18 protein-coding genes are annotated in these 22,002 nt (G+C 71.5%); 9 read left to right on the forward strand and 9 right to left on the reverse strand.

Annotated features, from left to right (window positions below):
• Positions 1 to 53: 53 nt before the first annotated feature.
• Positions 54 to 884 carry a phosphotransferase gene (locus ACFV6E_RS21510; protein ID WP_385164305.1) on the forward strand — a complete coding sequence of 277 codons (831 nt, stop codon included), beginning with the start codon at positions 54 to 56 and terminating at the stop codon, positions 882 to 884.
• Positions 885 to 953: 69 nt separating this feature from the next.
• Here ACFV6E_RS21510 and ACFV6E_RS21515 read toward each other — a convergent pair whose 3' ends face one another.
• From ACFV6E_RS21515 to ACFV6E_RS21530, 4 genes are all read right to left on the reverse strand, one after another.
• Complete coding sequence (locus tag ACFV6E_RS21515; protein ID WP_385463644.1) at positions 954 to 1,478, reverse strand: flavodoxin domain-containing protein; 525 nt, start codon at positions 1,476 to 1,478, stop codon at positions 954 to 956.
• Between the two features lie 16 nt (positions 1,479 to 1,494).
• On the reverse strand, positions 1,495 to 2,226 hold the full coding sequence (locus ACFV6E_RS21520; protein ID WP_385463647.1) for a CBS domain-containing protein: 732 nt from the start codon (positions 2,224 to 2,226) through the stop codon (positions 1,495 to 1,497).
• A gap of 13 nt (positions 2,227 to 2,239) precedes the next feature.
• Positions 2,240 to 5,026 carry a GNAT family N-acetyltransferase gene (locus ACFV6E_RS21525; RefSeq protein WP_385463650.1) on the reverse strand — a complete coding sequence of 929 codons (2,787 nt, stop codon included), beginning with the start codon at positions 5,024 to 5,026 and terminating at the stop codon, positions 2,240 to 2,242.
• A 196-nt stretch (positions 5,027 to 5,222) separates the two neighbouring features.
• Entirely contained in the window at positions 5,223 to 5,894 is a 672-nt protein-coding gene (locus tag ACFV6E_RS21530; protein ID WP_385164467.1) for a phosphotransferase, read from the reverse strand.
• Between the two features lie 329 nt (positions 5,895 to 6,223).
• On the opposite strand from ACFV6E_RS21530, the gene ACFV6E_RS21535 reads away from it, so the two are divergent.
• The gene (locus ACFV6E_RS21535) at positions 6,224 to 6,814 is read left to right on the forward strand and encodes a TetR/AcrR family transcriptional regulator (RefSeq protein ID WP_385164295.1); all 591 of its coding nucleotides are present in this window, start codon (positions 6,224 to 6,226) and stop codon (positions 6,812 to 6,814) included.
• Positions 6,815 to 6,835: 21 nt separating this feature from the next.
• On the opposite strand, the gene ACFV6E_RS21540 is transcribed toward ACFV6E_RS21535, so the two are convergent.
• The 3 genes from ACFV6E_RS21540 to ACFV6E_RS21550 form a co-directional block, all read right to left on the reverse strand.
• Entirely contained in the window at positions 6,836 to 7,678 is an 843-nt protein-coding gene (locus tag ACFV6E_RS21540; RefSeq protein ID WP_385463653.1) for a copper homeostasis protein CutC, read from the reverse strand.
• The gene (locus ACFV6E_RS21545) at positions 7,675 to 9,198 is read right to left on the reverse strand and encodes a M81 family metallopeptidase (protein ID WP_385463656.1); all 1,524 of its coding nucleotides are present in this window, start codon (positions 9,196 to 9,198) and stop codon (positions 7,675 to 7,677) included. Before ACFV6E_RS21545 ends, ACFV6E_RS21540 begins: the two co-directional genes overlap by 4 nt.
• 194 nt (positions 9,199 to 9,392) lie before the next feature.
• Complete coding sequence (locus tag ACFV6E_RS21550; RefSeq protein ID WP_385175277.1) at positions 9,393 to 10,625, reverse strand: ROK family protein; 1,233 nt, start codon at positions 10,623 to 10,625, stop codon at positions 9,393 to 9,395.
• Positions 10,626 to 10,865: 240 nt separating this feature from the next.
• Between ACFV6E_RS21550 and ACFV6E_RS21555 the strand changes: the two genes are divergently transcribed.
• The 5 genes from ACFV6E_RS21555 (at position 10,866) to ACFV6E_RS21575 (ending at position 17,644) form a co-directional block, all read left to right on the forward strand.
• Entirely contained in the window at positions 10,866 to 12,680 is a 1,815-nt protein-coding gene (locus ACFV6E_RS21555) for a peptide ABC transporter substrate-binding protein (protein WP_385463658.1), read from the forward strand.
• A 203-nt stretch (positions 12,681 to 12,883) separates the two neighbouring features.
• The gene (locus ACFV6E_RS21560; protein ID WP_385175283.1) at positions 12,884 to 13,843 is read left to right on the forward strand and encodes an ABC transporter permease; all 960 of its coding nucleotides are present in this window, start codon (positions 12,884 to 12,886) and stop codon (positions 13,841 to 13,843) included.
• Positions 13,840 to 14,739 carry an ABC transporter permease gene (locus tag ACFV6E_RS21565; RefSeq protein ID WP_385463661.1) on the forward strand — a complete coding sequence of 300 codons (900 nt, stop codon included), beginning with the start codon at positions 13,840 to 13,842 and terminating at the stop codon, positions 14,737 to 14,739. The genes ACFV6E_RS21560 and ACFV6E_RS21565 overlap by 4 nt, the downstream gene beginning before the upstream one ends.
• Complete coding sequence (locus ACFV6E_RS21570; RefSeq protein WP_385463664.1) at positions 14,736 to 16,661, forward strand: dipeptide ABC transporter ATP-binding protein; 1,926 nt, start codon at positions 14,736 to 14,738, stop codon at positions 16,659 to 16,661. Before ACFV6E_RS21565 ends, ACFV6E_RS21570 begins: the two co-directional genes overlap by 4 nt.
• 62 nt (positions 16,662 to 16,723) lie before the next feature.
• Positions 16,724 to 17,644 carry an ROK family protein gene (locus tag ACFV6E_RS21575; RefSeq protein ID WP_385463691.1) on the forward strand — a complete coding sequence of 307 codons (921 nt, stop codon included), beginning with the start codon at positions 16,724 to 16,726 and terminating at the stop codon, positions 17,642 to 17,644.
• 136 nt (positions 17,645 to 17,780) lie between these two features.
• On the opposite strand, the gene ACFV6E_RS21580 is transcribed toward ACFV6E_RS21575, so the two are convergent.
• On the reverse strand, positions 17,781 to 18,620 hold the full coding sequence (locus ACFV6E_RS21580; RefSeq protein ID WP_385463667.1) for an SDR family oxidoreductase: 840 nt from the start codon (positions 18,618 to 18,620) through the stop codon (positions 17,781 to 17,783).
• An 88-nt stretch (positions 18,621 to 18,708) separates the two neighbouring features.
• Between ACFV6E_RS21580 and ACFV6E_RS21585 the strand changes: the two genes are divergently transcribed.
• Complete coding sequence (locus ACFV6E_RS21585; RefSeq protein ID WP_385463669.1) at positions 18,709 to 19,080, forward strand: winged helix-turn-helix transcriptional regulator; 372 nt, start codon at positions 18,709 to 18,711, stop codon at positions 19,078 to 19,080.
• A gap of 274 nt (positions 19,081 to 19,354) precedes the next feature.
• Entirely contained in the window at positions 19,355 to 21,100 is a 1,746-nt protein-coding gene (locus tag ACFV6E_RS21590) for an esterase (RefSeq protein ID WP_385463672.1), read from the forward strand.
• A gap of 135 nt (positions 21,101 to 21,235) precedes the next feature.
• Here ACFV6E_RS21590 and ACFV6E_RS21595 read toward each other — a convergent pair whose 3' ends face one another.
• Entirely contained in the window at positions 21,236 to 21,796 is a 561-nt protein-coding gene (locus ACFV6E_RS21595) for a hypothetical protein (protein WP_385175300.1), read from the reverse strand.
• Between the last annotated feature and the right edge of the window lie 206 nt (positions 21,797 to 22,002).

Consider the following 22,002-nt stretch of genomic DNA (forward strand, 5'->3'; position numbering starts at 1 on the left):
GCACATGCTGGAACGCTCCTGTACGCGGCCACCGCGACGGTAGCGTGCCCGGCATGACGACTGAGGGTGAGGCGGCGGCGGACGAGACGGCTGAGGACGAGGCTCTGCTCGGCGGCATGGCGAACGCGGGCGCGGTCTCCCGCCGGGGCGCACTGGTGGAACGCCCGGCCCCGCGCACCGCGCGCGCCCTCCACGCCCATCTCCGCTCGCTCGAGGAGCACGGTTTTGAGGCGGCTCCGACGCCGGTCCGGCTCACCGCGGACGGCCGGGAGCAGCTGACCTACCTCCCCGGCGACGTCGCCCTGCCGCCGTTTCCACGCTGGGTGATGACAGACGGCGCGCTGGAGTCGGTGGGCCGCCTGCTGCGGCGCCTGCACGAGGCGAGCGCGGCCGTACCGGTCGATCCGAGTGCGGAATGGCCGCGGCTGCTGGCCGACCCGGCGGGCGGGACGATGCTGTGCCACAACGACGTGTGCCCGGAGAACGTCGTCTTCCGCGACGGCCGTGCCGCGGCTCTGATCGACTTCGACATGGCGGCCCCCGGCCGGCCGCTGTGGGACGTCGCCATGACCGCCCGTTACTGGGTCCCCGTGCTCGACCCCGCATCAGCGGCGGCCTTCTATCCCACGGGACTGGACGCCCCGGCACGACTGCGGATCCTGGCCGACAGCTACGGGCTCTCCCCACAGGAACGTCGTGAACTGCCCGGCGTCATCGAGCAGTGCACAGCGTCCTGCCGTGCCTTCGTCTCCGCCCGGGTGGCCGCCGGCGACCCCGCCTACGTCCAGGCGCTGGCCCAGCGGGGCGGTTGGCAGCGCTGGGACCGTCTACAGCGGTGGCTGGCGGACCACAGCGAGACGTTCACAGCCGCCCTGCTGCGCTGACGGGGCAGGGGGGGCGAAGAACGATCCGAGCGCAGCCGCACCGGACCGGCCGGCCCCTGCCGGAGCTGGTCACCGCCCTTTCGCCGGCAGCCCCCGATCGCGCGCCAGCTCGGCCGCGACGTGCGCCGCCCATGTCTCGATGACGGCGAAGTCACGGAAGTCACCGCCCTTGCCGGACCGGAGGATCATCCGAGCGACGTACCCCTTTGCGCCTTCCTCGAGGCAGCCGCCGAAGGTGACGTGTTCCCTGGTGTCGAGCCGCATCATGGCCCGTCGCACACCGCGCACGGGCGAGATTTCCCGCTCGGAGGCCGAGGCGTCGAGCGGACCACTGCTGAAGAACCACAGCGGCAGGTCCGCCAGTTCACGACGGTTGCGGCGGACGAACCGGCGAGCGTCCTTGTGCCAGCGTCCGGCGTACAGACCGCCTCCGACGATCACGGCGTCGTACGACGCCGGGCGTGCCGCCGCGGACCGCGCCGGCAGTGCCTCGGCGACGCATCCTTCCCTGCGCAGGACTTCGGCGACGGTCTCGGCGATCCGCGCGGTCGATCCGTTCTTGGTCCCGTAGGCGATCAGCACGTTGCTCGGCATGACGGGCCGTCCCCTCTCAGAGCTTGCGCAGCCAGTCGTCGGCGACGCCGTGCAGCGTCTGGTCGTCGGGCTTGAGGTGCGAGTCGTCGAGGCGGTGATCGAGCTTGTCGACGACCGCGACCACGCCGTCGATCTGGCGCGTCATGGTGACGGCGATCTCCGTCTCGCTCTTGCGTTCCATGTGGCCGGCGAGCGTGACGACGCCTTCGGTCACGGACACGTCGATCGTGCGGGGCGGCAGCCACAGTGTCCGTACCAGCACCTCGTCGATCACTTCGGTACGGATCTCCGAGTCCGGCCGCAGGAAGACCTGGAGCAGGTCGCGCCGGGTGACGATACCGACGAGCCGGTCCTCCTCGTCGAGCACGGGCAGCCTTTCCACCCGTCGCCGGGCCATGACACGGGCCGCCTCGACGATGGTGTTGTCGGCGTGCACGGTGACCGGCGGTTCGGTCATCAGCTGCCCCGCGGTCCGCGCCTTCCCCTTCGCGGCCTGCTTCTTGGCACCGCGGGTCAGTTCCGCCAGCCGGGAGCGACGCTTCGGCTCGCAGGGGTCGGGGATCTGTGCCTGCCGGACCATCAGGTCGGTCTCGGAGATCACTCCGATGACTTTGTCGTCCTCGTCGACGACCGGCAGTCCGCTGATGCGGTGGCCGGCGAGGAGGCGTGCCACCTCCTTGAACGGTGTGCCGTACTGGGCCCGGACGACGTCCGTCTTCATCACGGAGCCGACTTTGTTGTGCTTCATAGTGATTTCCTCCTCAGCGGAGCCGGCGCAGGTAGGGGTCCTGCGGCCTGCGTGGCAGCAGGCGTACGCGGGCGTCGAGCACACGGATCTCGCCCGGTGTGGCCAGGACGGGGTTGAAGTCGGCCTCGGCGAGCTGCGGCAGGTCGCTCGCCATCCGGGACAGGCGCAGCAGCACCTGTTCGAGGCCCTCGAGGTCGACCGGCCCGCCGCCGCCCGCTCCGAACAGCAGCGGCGCGCAGCGCGGGGCCGTGATCAGGTCGTGCACGTCGAGGTCGGTCAGCGGGGCGAGCCGTGCGGCGTGGTCGGCCAGTACTTCGGTCGCGGTTCCTCCCAGGCCGAACAGGACCAGCGGTCCGAAGACCTGATCCTGGACGACGCCCGCGAAGAGTTCGGTGCCGCGGGCGGCGAGCGGTTGCAGGACCACCCCTGTGAGCAGACCGGCGAACCGTGTTTCCAGGTCCCGGAACGCGGCGCGTACCTGGGAGTCCCCCTGGAGGTCGAGGTGCACGGCGTGCTGCTCGCTCTTGTGCAGCAGGCCCGGCCAGTGCGCCTTCATCACCACCCGGCCGTCGGGGCCGCGCAGCCGCTCGGCGGCGAGCACGGCGTCGTTCTCGGTCTCGGCCCAGGCCCACGCGAGCTGCGGGATGCCATAGCAGGCGAGGAGTTCGGCACAGGTGCGGGGGTCGAGCCAGCCGCCGTCGGGGTGCGCGACGAGGTAGGCCCCCGCGACCTCGTGGGCGCGTCGTGTGTCGACCGCGCGCAGCTCCGGGACCGTGCCGGCGGGCCGGCCCAGCCAGGCCGCCCGGTGCACGGCGTGGGCCAGCGCCCGTGCCGCGCTCTGGGGTTCGGCGTAGGACGGGACGCTGCCGCCGTCGTCGGCGGACAGCAGGGTGACCGGGAGGTCCTGTTCGAGTCGCACCGCGACGACCGGCCGTGCTCCCAGGGCGGATTCCCCCGTGCCGCCCGGCTTCGGGGGTCGCGTGCCGCGTGTACGGGTGAGGGCCCGGACGAGGTCGTCGCCGGTGGCCGCGGCCACCGCCGTGGGCACGAGGGTCAGCAGGACGGCGTCGATGCCGGGGCAGCGGGTGATCCGCCGTACGCAGTCGCGCAGTTGTTCCTCGGTGACGGCGGCCGTGGCGTCGACGGGGTTGCCGACGGTGGCGCCCTCCGGCAGCAGCGCACGCAGTTCACCGGTCGTCTCCGCGGTGAACTGCGGCAGGTCGAGTCCGGCCTCCGCGCAGGCGTCGGCCGCGAGGACGCCCGCCCCGCCCGCGTTGGTGACGATCGCGACCCGGGGCCCGGCGGGCAGCGGCTGGGCATGCATCAGGGCGGCGGCTTCGAGCAGTTCGCTCACGGAGCGGGTCGCCGTGATCCCCGCCTGGGTGAACAGGGCCTGCCTGGTCATGGTCCGGGTGGCGGCCGCCGCGGTGTGCGAGGCAGCGGCACGGCGGCCCTCGACGGTACGGCCGGCGTCGACGGTGAGCACGGGCATGCGCCGGGTGACCCGCCGGGCCGTCCGGGAGAAGATCCGCGGATTGCCGAACGACTCCAGGTGCAGCAGGGCGAGATCGGTGCGGCCGTCGCTCTCCCACCACTGGAGCATGTCGTTGCCGCTGACGTCGTACTTGTCGCCCAGGGAGACGAAGGAGGACACTCCGATGCCCAGCCGGGACAGCCCGCTCAGCAGGGCGATGCCCACACCGCCGGACTGCACGGCGACACCCGCCGTCCCGGGGCGCGGATGGTCGGCGGCGAAGGTGGCGTCGAGGCACAGCTCGGGCTCGGTGTTGGAGATGCCGAGACAGTTGGGTCCGACGAGCCGCATGCCGTACGCGCGGCACGATGTCATCAACGCCTGCGCCTGAGCGGAGTCGAGACCGGCGGAGACGACGAGCAGGGCGCGTACGCCGGTCTTGCCGCACTCCTCCGCGACCGCCGGGACCGCCGCGGCCGGCGCCGCGACGACGACCAGATCGGGCGTCAGGGGCAGCGCGGTGACCGAAGGGTAGGACGGCACACCGAGGATCGAGGTGGCCGACGGGTTCACGGCGAACAGCCGCCGGGTGAAATCACCGGTGTGCAGGTGGCGCAGGATGGCACGCCCCACCGATCCCGCCTTGCGTCCGGCGCCGACGACGGCCACGGCGTGCGGTTGCAGCAGAGGCACCAGACTGGTCACGTCGGCGGCGCGCCCACGGGCCTCCACCGCCGTCAGGTAGGCGTCGTCCTCGTCGAGCGCGATGGTGCAGCGCACCTCGGGCCCCTCGAAGCGGCGTGCCGTGCGCAGCCCCAGATCGGCGAAGAGCTGGAGGATCTCGCGATTCTCGCTGAGCGCGTCGGCCGTGAAGGTGCGGACGCCCTCCGCGCGGGCGGCGGAGACCAGGTGCTCGACGAGCAGGGTGCCGATGCCCCGGTGGTGCAGTCCGTCGGCGACGGCGACGGAGATCTCGGCCGTGTCGCCGCCCCCGCCCCCGCCTTCGCCCTCGCCCTCGCCCTCGCCCTCGCCTTGATTCCGGCTCTCCCCGGTGTCGTACTCGGCCAGCCCGATCAACTGCCCCTTCGTCTCGGCCAGCAGTGCCCGGTAGCCGGGGCGCGGCGGCGCGCAGGCGCGGTCCGCGGCGAGGACGGCGGAGCGGCGGCTCACCGAGAAGAAGCGCAGCCGCAGATTGTCCGCGGACATCTCCTCGAAGAGCCCCTGCACTTGCGCGTGATCACCGCGTACCACGGGGCGGATGCACACGGTGGTGCCGTCCGCGAGCAGGGCGTGGACCATGGCTCGGCTCGTTGTTTCGTCCGTCATCACGGTTCTCCTCAGGGCTCGGGACGCTTCGAGCTTCCAGCGGTTCGCCGGGCCGCCCCATGGGCTGTTCGGGGGCGCCGCGTGGGCCGGTCGGCCCTGAAGTCCGGCCGGCGAACACCCGTCCTCGCGTTCAGGCCGATGCGGCTTTCACGATGGCTCGTGGAACCGAGGTCGAGCCCAAGCCCCGGAACGCGGGCTACTCACGCCAACCCGCTGTAGCCGCGGCGCGCCTCTGCCACACCCTCACGCCCAGGCCGTTCGGGTCCCATCGGTCGCAGAACCGTCGCAGTTCCTCGCACCGGGTGAGCATGGCGGCTCTGCGGACAGGCCAGGCCGGTACCTCTCTGCCGTAGGCGCGGAAGAAGTGGCCGAGTGCATGACTGTGATCGGAGTGGTGCGTTCGCACGATCCACTCGCACCAGGCCAGATCCTCGACCGGATCCCCGAGGTGGGCGAACTCCCAGTCGACCACGGCGGTGACCTCGAAGCTGCCGGGATCGAGCAGCACGTTGTTGGGGCCGAAGTCACCGTGCACGAGCACCTTGTCCGCTCCGGACCCGTCTTCCGGCAGCACGCTCGGCGCGATGTCGTGGATTCGGCGCAGCAACTGCCCACAACTCGCCAGCACGGCTTCTGGGTGACCGGCGGCCAGGAGTTCCTGGCCGTGCGCACCGGCCATGAAGCCAAGAGTCAGCGTGTGCTCAGTCGCCTTCCGCACGGGTGGCACAGGCAGTCGGCCCCGCAGCCGGAGCAACAGCGCGTGCTCTCGGCGGAGCCTGCATCCAGCATCGGGGCCGTCGTAGGTTTTCTCTACGACAGCGCCGCCGCCGACGGTGTGATTCGTGTAGCCGTGCTTCAACGGACGCATCCGCCGATCATCGGACACAGGGAACTGTCCGGCTACCGACTTACGCACCGCCCACGCGCCATCTGCGGTCCCGTCCCGACAGACCCCGGTGGCGAAGCGGGACTCCGACGGAGATCAGGTCCACGGCCGTGGGCTCGTCCTGGTGGATGCCCTGTCGGACCGCTGGGGCGCGGACATCCGCATCTGGGGCAAGACGGTCTGGTCCGAGCTGCGTTGCGAGCCGGCCGAGTGACGGAGAAGCGCATGCGCGCCCGGGTCGCAGACCTGGTGTGGGGCGAACCATTCCCCGATACCGATCGTTCTCCCTCACTCTTCGCTAACCTGGTCGCATGAACCAGAGCACAAGAGGAAGCGGCACGTCGGAAGCGCGTGCGCGGCTGCTCTCCACGGCGACCAGGATCTTCTACGCGGAGGGGATCCATTCCGTCGGCGTGGACCGGATCATCGCGGAGGCGCAGGTCACCCGTGCCACGCTGTACCGCCACTTCAAGGGCAAGGAAGACCTCGTCCTCGCCTACCTCGACCAGGCCGACCGGGAGCTGCGGACGCAGGCCGAGGCCGCTCAGGCGGGTGAGCAGTCGGCAGCCGACAAGATCCGGGCCGTCTGCCGGGCCATCACCGCCGGTATCCAGTCCCCGGGTTTCCGGGGCTGCGCCTTCCTCAACGCGGCGGCGGAATACCCGGACGCGGACCACCCGGTCCACCGCGCCGTCCTGGCCCACCGGCAGTGGTTCCTGGACACCGTCACGGGTCTGCTGGCCCAGACCGGCGACACCCCCGCCGAACCCGCCGGCCGGCATCTCGTCATGCTGCGGGACGGCGCCATGGCCTCCGGCTGCCTGTCCGACCCCGCGCTCGTCTCCGAGACCTTCCTCGACGGGATCGAGGGAATTCTCCGGGCCCGCTCAGCGGACAGTTGACCGAAGGGGGCGCACGGCCGGTCAGCCGGTTGCCCCTGCCTCCAGTGCCTTCCTGGCTTCGGCGACCACCACCGGGTCGGTGACGAAGTACGTGTCCTGCTCGGCGGACGCGCCGGAGGCTCCGAGGGGGATCCACGTACCCCCGCGCCGGGGTTCGGCGCGGCGCTTCGCGGAGAGGTGGACGGCGGCGACGCCGGCGGCGGTCAGGGCCGGGATGTCGGCGGGGCGCACCCCGCCGCCCGCCATCACCTGCACGCCGGGCGCGGCCTCGACCATGGCGGCGAGGGCGGCGAGTCCCTCTCCGGCGGCCGGGGCGCCGCCGGAGGTGAGCACCCGGGTGAGCCCCAGGGCGGGCAGCAGCGCGGCGGCGGCGACCGGGTCCGCGGACAGGTCGATCGCGCGGTGCAGGGTCACCTCGACGGGGCGGCCCGCGTCGTGGGCCGCCGCGGCGAGGCGGGCGACGGCGGCGGTGTCGAGGGCGCCGTCGGCGGTGAGGGCGCCGACGACCACACCGGCGGCGCCGGAGGCGATCACGGACCGCACCTCGGCGGCCATCAGGGCGATCTCCTCGGCGTCGTGGACGAAGTCGCCCGGCCGGCAGCGGACCAGGACCTGCACCGGCAGGCCGACGGCGGCGACCGCCTCGACCAGGGCGGCCGACGGGGTCAGACCGCCCAGTTCCAGGCCGGTGCAGAGTTCGACCCGATCGGCTCCGTGGTCGAGGGCGACCCGGGCACCGGCCGGTGAGGTGACGGCGATCTCCAGCGCGGGCCGCCCGGGGGCCGGAACGGCCTCGTCGGCCGTTGCGGCCACCGGTACGAGAGCCCGGGGCGCGCGAAGGGGCCGGGTGGCGCGGTCGGTCATGCGTCGTCCCCGGTGAGCGGCCGGTCGGAGGCCGGGATGATACGGGCCGTCAGGTCCGGGTCGGCCATGTCGCGGTCGAAGGGGAACATCGGGCGGCGGATGCGGCGGTGACCGAGGCGTATCAGGTCCTGGTCGACGCCTCCGGGCGTGAGTGCCATCTTCCAGCCGACCGACATGTCGAACAGCTCGGGCTCCAGGTAGCCGATCTTGACGATCACGATGTCGGCGGAGCGCGGGTCGAGGTCGAGGCCGGTGAAGTCGTGCTCGTGGTGGTACGGCTTGCGCAGCCTGGTGAGGATCGCGTACACGCTGCCGGCCCGGACGACGACCTCGGTCCCGGCGTCCCGGTCGCCGTGCCGGATCGCGTGGACCACGCCGGTGAGGGTGACGGGGCCGGCGTGCCGGTCGTCGACCTCGGCGCCGGCGCTGACCGTGACGGTGGCGCCGACCCCGGCGGCGACGGCTGTCTCGATCGCGGCGGGGCCGGGTACGGAGGCGTAGATGACGGTCGGCCCGTCCTCCTTCTGGAACTCGGGGCGCTCGAGGAGCCGGGTCAGGCCCCAGGTGACGTCACCGGCGCCGCCCGCGGTGGGGTTGTCGCCCGTGTCGCTGATGAAGTACGGCCGCCGGCCGGAGGCGAGGGCCTCGTCGAGGAGTTCGTCGTAGGTGCCGGTCGGAGCGACGAAGTCGAAGTCGTGGCGGGCGTTCCAGAAGCCCCGGGCGAGGCGTTCGGCACCCGCCGAGACCGCCGCCGTGTCGTCGCCGGTGACGACCACTACGGCGCGGTTGCGGGGTTCGTCGGCCCAGGCGTAGCCGACCCAGATCGCGGCGTCGGTCACACCGTCGGTGGCCTCGACCTCGTCGACCGCCGCGTACACGCTCTTCGCGGGTTCTGTCCGGGTGGAGGTCTGCTCGCCGGCGAGCAGCACCGGGACCGGCACCCAGGCCTTGACCGGGCGGGGAGCGCCGGACGCCAGCAGGTCGACCAGGTTGCGGACGGCACGCTCCTTGGTCTCCAAGTGGTCCTCGTGCGGGGCCATCCGGTAGCAGGTGATCAGGTCGCTGCGGTGGGCGAGTTCGCGGGAGACGTTGCCGTGCAGGTCCATCGAGGTGGAGACGATCACGTCGGGGCCGACGGTGGCGCGGATCCGCTCCAGCAGCACGGCCTCGGCGTCGTCGATGCCCTCCACGGTCATGGCGCCGTGGATGTCGTACCAGAGGCCGTCGAGGCGGGGCAGCGCGGCGAGGCGCTCGATGAGTTCGCCGGTGAGCGCGGTCCAGGCGGCGGCGGTGACGGTGCCGCCGGGCAGCGACTTGCCGACCAGGGCGCCGTGCCATTCGGCGGCCTCACGCAGTTCCTCGCCGGGGGCGAGGAAGGGGTACCGGTCGAAGATCTCGGCGCCGCGCGCGGGATGGAAGGCGGGGGCTTCGGTGCGGGCCGGGGAGAAGGTGGAGGACTCGATGCCGAGCCCGGCGACGGCGATGACCGGGCGGGCGGCGGGGGTACGGGTGTGCGTCATGGCTCCTCGGACGGGGTGCGGTGCGTGGGAGTCGTTCCGCGGCCCGCCACAGGGGGCGTGCCGCGGACTCCGGTGTCTGGGTGGGTGTGGGGCCTTTCAGGAGTGGCCCCTGGTGGACAAGGCCCCCGGGCTCGGGGCGGTTCATCGCCGTCCGCGGAGTAATTTCCGCGGACAGCGGGCTTTTTGCAGCGGCGTCAGGTCCTTCCGCCCGCGGCGGTGTGCTGCCGGCCGGCCCCGGGGGCGGACAGGCCGATGTCGCCGAGGGCGCGGGTCAGGGCGTGCTGGAGGGCGAAGAGTCCGGCGCCGACCAGACCGGCGTCGGCGCCGAGACCGGCCCGCTCGATGGTGAGGTGCTGGGTCACCAGCGGGTGGCAGCTCTCGTAGAGCTTGCTGCGCACCGCGGCGACGAACGGTTCGAGGGTGGAGAGGATGCCGCCGAGGTAGACGGCGTCCGGGTTGAAGAAGTTGACGTTGGCGGCGAGCACCTGGCCGAGGTGGTCCCCGGCCCTGCGGACTGCGCGGGTGGCTTCCGGGTCGGCGTCGGTGGCGAGCCGTACGACGTCCTCGGGACTGGATACGTCGAGGCCGCGTTCGCGCAGGATGCGGACGAGCGCGGCGCCGGACGCCACCGTCTCCAGGCAGCCGGTGTTGCCACAGGAGCAGGGGATGTCGGCGCCGCCGTCGATGCGGATGTGGGTGATGTCGCCGGCGGCTCCGGTGGCACCCCGGTAGAGGCGGCCGTCGGCGATGACGCCGGCGCCGATCGCCGAGCCGATCTTCACCATGATCGACTGCCGGTGCTCGGCGGGTCTGACGCTCTGCTCGCCGACCGCCATGCAGTTGGCGTCGTTGTCGACGGCGGCCGGGACCCCGAAGCGCTCCTCCAGCCAGGCGGCGACCGGAAAGCGGTTCCAGCCGAGCATCCGGGACGGCAGGACGACGGCGCCGGCGTCGACGTCCACCGGTCCGGGCAGGGAGAGCCCGACGCCCCGGAGCCGGTCGCGTCCGCGCCGCTCGGCGAGGGACTCCAGCTGCTCGACGAGCAGCGGCAGGGCGGCCTCGGGACCGTCGGCGACCTCGAAGGGGACGTTGGCGACGTCACGGACACCGCCGCCCGGGAGCACCACACCGATCCGGGCGTGGCGGCCCCCGACGTCGGCGGCGACGGCGTACTCGTCGTTGCTGCCCGCCCTGAGGACCCTGCGGGGGCGGCCGCCGGTGGAGGACTGGGTGCCCTCCTCGGCGATGAGCCCGCGCTCGACGAGCTGAGCCACGGTGAGGGAGATGGTGGAGGCGGCCGTGCCGAGGAGTTCGGCGAGTTCGGCGCGGGACGAGGCCTGGCCCGAGGCGACGAGTTCGAGGACCCGCGTGGCGAGAGTGGTCGTGCCCTTGGTCGTCCTGCGGTTCCGTGGACTTATTTCAGACATGTACGAAGTAACTTCCGCAAGGGTGAGTGTGCTGGAGAGAGTACGCCCGTCAAGGAGGGCTGGGAACAGATCGTGGACGCTGGCGGGATGCTTCGAGGATGCAGAAACTTACTTTTTACTAATTCTTGTTTGTTTGTTTGGCGCGTCCGTCGTTGACTGTCGCCGTACGCAGCGCCGACCCCGCGGCGCCGGACCCGGTCCGCACGGACGTATGCGGGTCCTCTCACTCTGAGGAGAGTCATGTTCCCTGCTCACAGAGCGGCCGGCCGTCGCTGGGCCCTCGTCGCGGGTGCCGCCGTCACCACCGGCGCGCTGCTCACCGGCTGTACCGGCGGCGGTTCACCGGCCTCCGGCTCGGCGTCGTCGGACACCATCAACTACGCCCTCCCGGCGAACTTCACGCCGAACTGGATCCTCCCGGTCGGCACCGCCTCGCACCTGAACACCAACAACTCCTCCATATCCCAGGCCGTCTGGGAGCCGCTGATCGCGTACGACGGCTCCACCGGCGAGGTCGGCTGGAACAAGGACAACTCGCTGGCCACCGACGCGAAGTTCGCCGCGGACAGCAAGAGCGTGACGATCACCCTCGGGGACCGTCACTGGAGCGACGGCAAGCCGATCACCTCACGCGACGTGGAGTTCTGGTTCAACCTGGTCAAGGCCGACAAGGCGGACTGGGCGAGCTACAGCCCGGGCAAGGCGCCGGACAACTGGACCTCCTTCAAGACGGTCGACGACACGCACTTCACGATCACCTTCGACAAGGCGTACAACCAGGAGTGGATGCTCGCCAACGAGCTGAGCATGATCCGCCCGATGCCGCAGCACGCCTGGGACAAGACCAGCGCCTCCGGCACCGTCTCCGACCTGGACCGCACCGCCGCCGGCGCCAAGAAGGTCTGGACGTACCTCAACGGCGCGGCCAAGAAGATCTCGGGCTACGCGAGCGACCCGCTGTGGGAGACGATCAGCGGCCCGTACACCATCAAGTCGTTCTCCACCGCGGGCAAGGTCGAGCTGACCGCCAACGCGAAGTACGACGGCGGCGGCAAGGCCAACATCAAGAACGTCAATCTGCTGCCGTTCACCACGGCCGACGCCGAGGCGAACGCGCTGCGCGCCGGCACCGTCGACTACGGCTACATCAACGCCACCGACCTGAGCCAGGAGGCGTCCTTCAAGGCCAAGGGCTACTCGGTGAAGCCGTGGGCCGGCTGGGCCATCACCTACATGCCGTACAACTTCAACAACCCCGCCATGGGCGCGGTGTTCAAGCAGCTGTACGCCCGCCAGGCGATCCAGATGTCGGTGGACCAGGCCACCCTCTCCAAGGTGGTCTTCAACGGCACCGCCGTCTCCACCTACGGCCCCGTCCCGCAGGGCCAGGACTCGTCCTTCGTGTCCTCGGAGCAGAAGGACAACCCGTACCCGTTCGACACCGCCAAGGCGAAGAAGCTGCTCACCGGCCACGGCTGGACCGAGCAGGGCGGCACCATGGTGTGCACCGCACCCGGCTCCGGTGACGACCAGTGCGGCGCGGGCGTCGACAAGGGCACCAAGTTCGAGATGCAGGTGCTGTCCCAGTCCGGCTCGACCGTGACCGACAACATGATGAGCGCGTTGCAGTCGTCGTTCGCGAAGACCGGCATCAAGTTCACCATCAAGACCGCCCCGGTCAACTCCGTGCTGTCGCAGTCCGGCCAGTGCACCGCCGACGAGTCGGGCTGCAAGTGGCAGCTGTCCTTCTTCGGCACCGCGGGCAGCTGGTACTTCCCCGCCTACCCGAGCGGTGACTCGCTCTTCGCCACCGGCGGCGGCTCCAACTTCGGCAGCTACTCCAACACCGAGGTCGACGAGCTGATCACCGAGACGACCACGTCCTCCTCGAACGAGGCGGTGCAGAAGTACAGCGCCGCGCTCGCCAAGGACCTCCCCGTGATCTGGCTGCCGGAGCCCGACTACCAGATCTCCGTGGTCAAGGACGGCCTCGGCGGCTTCTCCCAGGACTCCCTCGCCAACTTCCACCCCGCCATGTGGAAGTGGACCAAGTAGGTCCGGTCGGTGCCCGCGTGGGCCCGCGGAGCCGTCCGGCCACCTGGCGGGACCGCCCAAGGGCCCGCGCACACCCCCCTGCGGCCCGCGCCACACCGGCACCCGCCACACCGGCACCCGCCCCGCCGACGCCCACGTCGCAGTGACGTCCATGTCCAGGTGACGCCCGCGCGCACCACAGACACGAAGCGACCGGAAAACACATGAGCACTCCCTCGTACCTGATCAGACGCGTCCTCCAGGCCGTCGCGGTGATCGTCATCGTGACGATCGTCGTCTTCGGCCTGCTGCACGCCCTGCCCGGAGGCCCCGCGCGCGGCATCCTCGGGCCGCAGGCCACCGCACAGCAGATCGCCCACTTCAACCACGAACAGGGCCTCGACAAGCCGCTGCCCGTGCAGTACCTCTACTACCTCGGCCAACTGCTGCACGGGGACCTCGGGACCTCGTACACGCTCAACGAGCCTGTCTCCCAGCTCATCACCGAGCGGCTGCCGAAGACCCTGGTCCTCACCGTGCTGTCGGCTCTCGTGGGCCTCCTCATCGCCGTCCCGATGGGCATGTGGCAGGCCGTGCGCCGCAACAAGCCGGTGGACTACGTCATCACCACGCTGAGTTTCATCGCCTATTCCACGCCCGTGTACTTCCTCGGGCTGATCCTTGTACTGGTCTTCAGCCAGGGGCTGGCGTGGTTCCCGTCGCAGGCGCCGCAGGGCGAGACGCTGGCCCAGGTGTTCTCCGAACCGCAGGCCCTGGTGCTGCCGGTGGTCGCGGGCGCCGCCTCCATGATCGCGGTGTTCAGCCGCTACATGCGCGCGGCCACCCTGGAGAACCTCTCCGAGGACTACGTCCGTACGGCCAGGGCCGGCGGCTCCAGCGCCCGCGCCATCCTGTGGCGGCACGTGTTCCGCAACTCGCTGACGCCCGTCGTCGCCATGCTCGGCTACTACGTGCCGGTGCTCTTCGGCGGCGCCCTGGTCGTCGAGCAGCTCTTCAACTACCCCGGCATGGGGCTGCTGTTCTGGACCGCGGCGCAGTCCTCCGACTACCCGGTGCTGCTGGGCTGCGTCCTGGTGATCGCCGTCGCCACCGTCGTCGGCACGCTGCTCGCCGACATCGTCCAGCGGATCATCGACCCCCGAGTGAAGGCAGGCCGGGCATGAGCGCCGTCATCCAGCCGGACATGACCCCGGCCAAGGCCGCCCCGCCGCGCGAGGCATCCGGCGCCCGGCTCGCCGTCCGGCGCTTCCTGCGCAACAAGCTGGCCGTCGTCGGACTCGCCGTCGTGGTCCTCTTCTTCCTGTTCTGCTTCGCCGGTCCGCTGGTGTACTCCACCGACCAGACCCACACCATGCTCCAGCAGGTCAACCTCGCCCCCAGCGGCGCGCACTGGCTCGGCACCGACGCCGTCGGCCACGACGAGCTGGGCCGGCTGATGTACGGCGGCAAGGTCTCCCTGATCGTCGGCCTCGCCGCGGGCGTCCTCGCCACCGTCATCGGCACCCTGTGGGGTGCGGCCGCCGGTTACGCGGGCGGCTGGATCGACGCCTTGATGATGCGGATCGTCGACGCCGGCATCGCCATCCCCGCGCTGTTCATCCTGCTGGTGGTCTCCGCCATCACCACGCCGGACCTGACCGGTCTCGTCGTCATCCTGGGCCTGGTGTCCTGGCTGGTGCCGTCCCGGCTGGTCCGCGCCGAGACACTGACCCTGAAGAACCGCGACTACGTCCTGACCCTGCGCGCCATCGGCGGTACGCACGCCCGGGCGATCCTGCGTCACATCCTGCCGAACTCGGTGTCCACCATCATCGTCGCCGCGACCTTCCAGGTCGCCGACGCCATCCTGCTGGTCGCCTACGTCTCCTACCTGGGCATGGGGGTCCAGGCGCCGCAGACCGACTGGGGCGGCATGCTCTCCGCCGGTCTCACCGCCGCCTACTCCGGCTACTGGTGGCTCATCCTGCCGCCCGGCCTGGCCATCATCCTGGTGGTGTGGGCGTTCAACGCGATCGGGGACGGACTCCGCGACGCATTCGATGTGAGGGGACGCGGATGACCGCCACCACCAAGGGCTCCGCCGCCCGCGCCGCGGCGTCCGGCCCCGTACTTCAACTCGACGACCTCGGCGTCGTCTTCACCACCGAGACCGGCGACGTACCCGCGGTCAAGGGCGTGTCCCTCCAGGTCCGGCCGGGCGAGACGCTGGCCCTGGTCGGCGAGTCCGGCTCCGGCAAGTCGACCATCGCGCTCGCCGCGATGGGCCTGCTCGCCCAGAACGCCCGCGCCACCGGCAGCGCCGTCATCACCGGGACCCAGGTCGTCGGCGCCCCGGAGAACGGCCTCGCGGCGCTGCGCGGCAAGACCGTCTCCATGGTGTTCCAGGAGCCGGCCACCGCGCTCGACCCGCTCACCCGGATCGGCAAGCAGATCACCGAGGTGATCCGCAACCACCGCGAGGTGTCCGCCAAGGAGGCCGCCGCGGAGGCCGTCGAACTGCTGCGCCGGGTCGGCATCCCCGAACCGGACAAGCGCGCCCACGCCTACCCGTTCCAGCTCTCCGGCGGACAGCGCCAGCGGGTCGTGATCGCCATGGCCATCGCCAACGAGCCCGGCCTGCTCATCGCCGACGAGCCGACCACCGCCCTCGACGTGACCGTGCAGGCCGAGATCCTCGACCTGCTGCGCCGGCTCGCCGGCGAGACGGGCACCGGCGTGCTGCTCGTCACCCACAACATGGGCGTCGTCGCCGACTTCGCGGACCGGGTCGCCGTCATGTACCACGGCGAGATCGTGGAGACGGGACCGGTCGAGGACGTCCTGCTGCGTCCCGCCCACGACTACACCCGGCGGCTGCTGGCCGCCGTACCCCGGCTGTCCGTCGCCGAGGCCGGATCCGAGGTCGGGGCTGTCGCCGACGCCGGAGTCGGGGCCGACGCCGACGCCGAGGCCGGAGCTGTCGCCGGAGCCGGAGCCGGGGCCGACGCCGGAGCTGTCGCCGGAGCCGGGGCCAACACCGGAGCCGAGGCCGAGACCCCGGACGACAGCGGCCGGCTCGCCGTGTCCGGGCCGGCCCGGACGGACCGTTCCGCCACCGAGCCGTCGGCCCCGCCTTCCGCGCCCGGCGGCGGTCCCGAGGGCGAGGCGGTGGTCGAACTGCGCGACATCAGCGTGTTGTTCGGCCGCGGCACGGCCGCCGTACGTGCCCTCGACGGCGTGTCGTTCCGGGTCGGTCCGGGGGAAACCCTGGGTCTGGTCGGCGAGTCCGGCTCCGGCAAGTCCACCGCCGCGCGGGTCGCTCTCGGCCTGATCCCGCCCACTTCGGGCACCGTCTCCCTGTTCGGCACCGACCTCGGGCGCACCCGCGCACGGGCCCGCCGCGCCCTGCGGGCCGGCATCGGTGTCGTCCTCCAGGACCCGGTCGCCTCCCTCGACGCCCGGATGACCGTCGGTGAGTGCGTCGCCGAACCCCTGCGGGTGCACCGTCGCGACCTGTCCGCCAAGGACCGGCAGGCCAAGGTCGCCGCCGTCCTGGAGCAGGTCAGGCTGCCACGCGAACTCGCACGGCGCGCGCCCCGCGAACTCTCCGGCGGACAGCGTCAGCGGGTCAGCCTGGCCCGGGCCCTGGTCCTGGAACCCCGACTGCTGGTCGCCGACGAACCCACCAGCGCGCTGGATGTGAGCGTGCAGGAAGCGGTCCTGGAGGTCATCACCGAACTCCAGGGCGAGCTCGGCTTCGCCTGCCTCTTCGTCTCCCACGACCTCGCCGTCGTGCAGCACTTCGCGCAGCGCGTCGTCGTGATGCGCGCCGGCCGGATCGAGGAGCAGGGCTCCACCGGGACGACCCTGCTGCGTCCGGAGACCGACTACACACGGCGGCTGCTGGCCGCCGTGCCGGTGCCCGACCCGGTGGTGCAGCGCGGCCGCAGGGCCGAACGCCTGGCCGCCCTCGCGGCCGGCCGTACGGAGGCCCAGGCGTGACCGGGCCTCGTCTCTCCCCCCACGACCCGCGGGACTCCGCCATCCCCACCACGCTCCGGCCGTTGTTCGCCGGCATCGACATCGGCGGCACCACCACCCAGGTGGTGGTCTGCTCGGACGACCTGACCGTCCTCGACCGCGCGGAGACCACCACCCCGGCGCTGGAGGGCGGCCGGGCCATGGTCGGCGCCGCGCTCGGCGCGCTCGCCCCGCTGCTGGCCCGCACCCCGGGCCGGCTGGTGGGCGCCGGAATCGGTGCCGCCGGGCTGGTGGACTCCGTGACCGGCCGCGTCCTGGTCGCGAGCGACTCCTTCCACGACTGGGCGGGCTTCGCCGTCACCGCCGCCGTCGAGGAGGCCCTCGGCGTCCCGGCCTTCCTGGACAACGACGTCAACGCCTTCCTCCACGGTGAGGTGTACGGCGGAGCGGTGCGCGGCGAAACCGATGTCCTCGGCATGACCCTGGGCACCGGCGTCGGCGGCGCTCTGTGGACGGGCGGCGCCCTGTACGCGGGTCCGCACGGCGCGGCCGGCGAGATCGGGCACATCCCCGGCTTCGGTGACCTGCCCTGCACCTGCGGCGGCCGGGGCCACCTGGAGACGCTGGCCTCCGGCCGCTCCATCGGGGCGCGTTACGCCGACCGCACCGGCCTCCGCCGCACCGCCCGCGAGGTCGCCGAGGCCGCCGCCCGCGGCGACGAGGACGCGGCCGCGGTGTACCGCGCCGCGGGAGCGGGCATCGCCCGCGCGATCGTCATCACGGCGGGTGTCGTCGACATCACCACGGTGGTCGTCGGCGGCGGCGTCAGCCGGGCCTGGCCCCTGCTGGAGCCCGCCGTCCTGTCCGCCCTGGCCGCCGACCCACCGGTCAGCGGCCATCCCGTCCGCCTGGTCCGCGCGTCCCTGGCCTCCGACGCCGTCCCGGTCGGCGCGGCGGCCCGCGCCCGGCGCGAACTGGGCACGGGGGTGAGAGCGACGGCGTGAGGACGGGACCACCGGCTCCCGAACCCCGCGGCGCCGCCGCCCCGTCAGGTCCCGCGCCGGTCATGAACAGTTCCGGCGGTGCCGACCTGTCTCGGAGCCTGTGTGATGTCCCCGGCCGGGGACATCACACAGGTTCTCAGCGGAACGCGGCGACGTTGCGGGCGACCCAGTCGGCGAAGGGGCGCGGGGGCCGGCCCAGGACCTGCTGGACGTCCGGGCTGACGCGCAACTCGGCCGGGCTCGGAGACCCGAGGATGTCCAGCGTGTCGTCGGCGAGCTCCGCCGGCATGCTCCGGGTCATGGCGGCCCTGGCCTCGTCGCGGGTGAGCTCCTGGAACCTGACGGGCGATCCCAGCGCGGCGGCGATGGCCTCCGTCTGCCGGCGCGGAGTGATCACCTCAGGGCCCGTCAGCTCGTAGGCCCGGCCGGTGTGCCGGTCGTCCAGCAGGCAGGCCGCCGCGACCGCGGCGATGTCCGCCGGGTCGATGACCGGCACTCCGACATCGCCGAAAGGCGCGGCGACGACCCGCTGCGCGCGGACCGACTCGGCCCACCACAGGGCGTTGGAGGCGAAGCCGCCCGGCCGCAGGATCGACCACTCCAGGCCGGACTCCCGCAGGGTGTCCTCCAGTGCGCGCATCGCGATCCGCGTGGTACCGAAGGGCCTGGTCACCACCCCGAGCGTGGAGAGCAGTACGACACGGCGGACCCCGCCGGCCGCGGCTTCGCCGATGATGTCGGCGGGGTTGGCTCCTGTCGCGTGCAGGTCGCCCGACAGCAACAGGAACAGCGACTCGGCACCGGCCAGCGCGGGCTTCAGGCCGGCCGGCTCGGCGAGGTCGGCCACCACATGGCGGACGCCGTCCGGCACTGCCGAAGTGTGCCGTGACACCGCTGTCACCCGCTCGCCCGACTCGGCCAGCAGCCGCGTCAACGGCCGCCCGATGTTCCCGGTGGCTCCGGTCACCACAATCATGATCAGCTCCTTGATGTGCTAGGTGGCCGTCACGCTAGGAGCTCGAGCTAACTTTTGGTAAGGACGTACCTCGGGGTAAGCTCATGCCATGGAGGGAGGCGCGCAGCACAGGCAGGCCGAGGCGGACAAGCCCTATGACGTGTTTCACACCGACTGCCCTGCCCGTGATGTGGTCGACCACGTGACCAGCAGGTGGGGCGTCTGGGTGCTGATCGCCCTGCGGAGCAACGACCTCCGGTTCTACGAGCTGCGCGAGAGCATCCGGAGCGTCAGCGAGAAGATGCTCTCCCAGACCCTGCGCGCACTGGTCCAGGACGGCCTGGTCCGGCGGGAGGTCGAGCCGACGACGCCACCTCAGGTCACCTACGGGCTGACCGAGTTCGGCCGGGACGTCGGCGAACCGCTGACGGAGCTGTTCGACCGGATCACACAGCGACTGCCGCCGCGCGGCACGCGATAGCGGGGCCTTGTCCACGGCGAGCAGCCGCTCCGACTCTGTGCGCTCGGACCCCACATCCGCGCCACTTCATGACACCTCCTGGACCCCGGGGCCATCTACCGCAGCCTAGGAGCCCCCTATGAAACCGTCCACGAGATTGTAAAAGATATTGTTGGCAAAGTGCCTCGGCTCTACGGTCGTGCCCAACCGCACGGCCTGTCATGACCACCAGCCACGAGGCACGGCGTGCAGGCCCTCCCTTGTCAACGCAACCTGAACACACGGAGGTTCACGGGTGCACGTCAGTCGCAGAACCGTCATCCAGGGCACCGGCGTCGCGGCCCTGGCCGCGCTCGGTGCCGCCCAGAGCACCGGCACGGCCTCCGCCGCCGCCCCGTCCCCGAAGAAGACGTCCGCCAAGGCCACGGGGCTGGAGTTGGACTCCACCGCCTGGTCCTACGACGCGGCCAACGACGTCTACTACCAGCTCGGGATCGCGTACGTCACCAACCCGGCCACGACCGACTACGAGAACCTGTCGATCTACGTTCCGGGCGCCTACCTGACGGCGACCCCGAACAGCGACGGCACCACGTACACCGCGACGGTCAACCGGAAGGGCACCGTCGGCAAGTACTCCGCGGGCACGGCGCCGATCGCGATCCCGGTCAACACGCCCGGCTACTCCGCGCAGTCCCCGGCCACGTCCTACAACTTCAACGCCGTGTCGGCCTATCTCGCGGCCGGACTCGTCTACGTATGGCCGGGCCTGCGCGGAACCTCGAGCTCGACCGACACCCTGACGGGCGACGCCCCTTGGGGCGTGACCGACCTCAAGGCCGCGGTCCGCTACCTGCGGTACAACCGCGGCATCCTGCCCGGCAGCACGGACAGCGTCTTCCTCTTCGGCATGAGCGGCGGCGGCGCCCAGGACACCGTCGCCGGTTCCTCCGGCGACAGCTCCCTGTACCTCCCCTACCTGCGCTCGATCGGCGCGGCGATGGAGGACGCCGACGGGCGGTCGCTCAGCGACGCCGTCAACGGCGTCATGGCCTGGTGCCCGATCACCAACCTCGCCGAGGCCAACCTGTCCTACGAGTGGAACATGGGGCAGTTCGCCTCGACGGCCACCCGCGCGGCGGGCACCTGGACCAGCGCCTACTCCGGCGACCTCGCCGGCGCCTACGCCACGTACGTCAACCGCCTGGGCCTCCGTGACGAACAGGGCAAACGGCTGCAACTGACCAGGTCCAGCAGTGGCACCTACCTGGCCGGCAGCTACTACGAGCACCTGCTCTCGGTGATCACCACTTCGCTGAACAACTTCCTGGCCGACACCACGTTCCCCTACACGTACACGCCCCCGTCGGGCCCGCCCGGTCCGCCCTCGGCGGCTGCGGCCTCGACCACCTTCGAGACCGCCGCCGACTACATCGCCTACCTCAACAGCAGCAGCACCTGGGTCGACTACGACTCCGGGACGGGCAAGGCCACGGTGCTCAGCCTCGAAGGATTCGTCACCAGCCAGAAGAACGCGAGCAAACCGGTCGGCGCGTTCGACGGCTACGCGCGCGGCCAGACGGAGAACGGCGTCTTCGGGACCGGGCTCGACGCCCCCCTGCACTTCGCGCCGCTCACGCGCGACGTCATCGCCAAGAACGAGACGGCCTACGCCGCATACTCCGACTGGGACTCCTCCTACGGCGCCTCCGCATACGCCAGCGACTTCGCCGAGGCCGACAGCATCGGCAACGATGTGGCCTGGAGGGCCAACGCCTACAACCCGATGTACTACCTCTCGCCGGCTCTCGGAGGCTACCGGCGTTCGCAGGTGGCGCCGCACTGGCGCATCCGCACCGGCATCGCCCAGGGCGACACCGGCAACACGACCGAGATCAACCTCGCGCTGGCCCTGCGCAACTACGGCATAGGCAGCGTCGACTTCGCCACCGTGTGGGCCCAGGGTCACACGCAGGCCGAACGCACCGGCAGCGCCACGGCGAACTTCATCGCCTGGGTGGAGTCCATCGTCACCAAGTGACGCCGTCCTGAACGACGGGGCGCAGACTCCTGTACGACGACGGCCGCTCTCGGCCCGCCTCGCGACGCCCGGTCGGCGATGTTCTCCCCGACCGGGCCCGCGCCCATCACGATGGCGTCGCACCTGTGGGCGCTGTCACTTCGCCTCGGCGCTGCGGCCCAGGCGCAGGGCCGAGATGAGGAAGAAGATGCCGCCCGGAACGGCGTAGCCGATCGCGCTGGTGAGCGCGGGGTCGTCCGCGCCGGCCGACGCGACGAACGACGCCCCGGCCAGGACCGAGATACCGCCGCTGAGGATCATCGGCCACTGGCCGCCCATCTTGCGGCGGGGCACGGCCACGACGAGCTGGACCAGACCGGCCACGACCGCCCAGGCTCCCCACACGCGCAGCACCGCCGGGATGCCGGACGCGCAGGCGACGGCCACGCCGACGGCAGTGGCGAGGCTGACCGCCATGTTCACGTACAACAGCACCGGCGATCCCGTCTCGCGCGACGACCTCGCGTCGACGACGGCCGCGCCCACGTCGAACAGCGGGTACAGCACCAGCAGTACGGCCCCGACCGGAGTGATCTTCGATGCCATCGTGAACATCACGAGAGCCCAGACGATGGCGAAGGCGAACCGGACGAAGTAGAGCCGGCGCAGTGCGGAGGCCGTCCCGGTGATGCCGGACGGAGCAGCGATGGTGCTCACGGAAAGTCCCTTTCGGTGGGGGTAGCAATGCGGAGAGGAAGGCAACTCGCTCTGTTCTGCGGTCGGTTGACGCGCCGGATCACCGACCGCCCTCGCCGCAAGAACGAACGTTCTGTACCCTCAGATTGGCAAGGGTGCCGCCACTTGTCAAGACAGAACGTTCTACCTACCGAAAGCGAGCCCGCGTTCCGCGCACCCGCAAGGGC

Origin of the sequence: Streptomyces sp. NPDC059785, assembly GCF_042732375.1 — a bacterium.
GTDB lineage: Bacteria > Actinomycetota > Actinomycetes > Streptomycetales > Streptomycetaceae > Streptomyces.

What these genes read in the sequence shown, in the direction of transcription:
- ACFV6E_RS21510 (WP_385164305.1), top strand. Translation starts at nt 54, where the DNA reads ATGACGACTGAGGGTGAGGCGGCGGCGGACGAGACGGCTGAGGACGAG.
- ACFV6E_RS21515 (WP_385463644.1), bottom strand. Translation starts at nt 1,478, where the DNA reads ATGCCGAGCAACGTGCTGATCGCCTACGGGACCAAGAACGGATCGACC.
- ACFV6E_RS21520 (WP_385463647.1), bottom strand. Translation starts at nt 2,226, where the DNA reads ATGAAGCACAACAAAGTCGGCTCCGTGATGAAGACGGACGTCGTCCGG.
- ACFV6E_RS21525 (WP_385463650.1), bottom strand. Translation starts at nt 5,026, where the DNA reads ATGACGGACGAAACAACGAGCCGAGCCATGGTCCACGCCCTGCTCGCG.
- ACFV6E_RS21530 (WP_385164467.1), bottom strand. Translation starts at nt 5,894, where the DNA reads ATGCGTCCGTTGAAGCACGGCTACACGAATCACACCGTCGGCGGCGGC.
- ACFV6E_RS21535 (WP_385164295.1), top strand. Translation starts at nt 6,224, where the DNA reads ATGAACCAGAGCACAAGAGGAAGCGGCACGTCGGAAGCGCGTGCGCGG.
- ACFV6E_RS21540 (WP_385463653.1), bottom strand. Translation starts at nt 7,678, where the DNA reads ATGACCGACCGCGCCACCCGGCCCCTTCGCGCGCCCCGGGCTCTCGTA.
- ACFV6E_RS21545 (WP_385463656.1), bottom strand. Translation starts at nt 9,198, where the DNA reads ATGACGCACACCCGTACCCCCGCCGCCCGCCCGGTCATCGCCGTCGCC.
- ACFV6E_RS21550 (WP_385175277.1), bottom strand. Translation starts at nt 10,625, where the DNA reads ATGTCTGAAATAAGTCCACGGAACCGCAGGACGACCAAGGGCACGACC.
- ACFV6E_RS21555 (WP_385463658.1), top strand. Translation starts at nt 10,866, where the DNA reads ATGTTCCCTGCTCACAGAGCGGCCGGCCGTCGCTGGGCCCTCGTCGCG.
- ACFV6E_RS21560 (WP_385175283.1), top strand. Translation starts at nt 12,884, where the DNA reads ATGAGCACTCCCTCGTACCTGATCAGACGCGTCCTCCAGGCCGTCGCG.
- ACFV6E_RS21565 (WP_385463661.1), top strand. Translation starts at nt 13,840, where the DNA reads ATGAGCGCCGTCATCCAGCCGGACATGACCCCGGCCAAGGCCGCCCCG.
- ACFV6E_RS21570 (WP_385463664.1), top strand. Translation starts at nt 14,736, where the DNA reads ATGACCGCCACCACCAAGGGCTCCGCCGCCCGCGCCGCGGCGTCCGGC.
- ACFV6E_RS21580 (WP_385463667.1), bottom strand. Translation starts at nt 18,620, where the DNA reads ATGATTGTGGTGACCGGAGCCACCGGGAACATCGGGCGGCCGTTGACG.
- ACFV6E_RS21585 (WP_385463669.1), top strand. Translation starts at nt 18,709, where the DNA reads ATGGAGGGAGGCGCGCAGCACAGGCAGGCCGAGGCGGACAAGCCCTAT.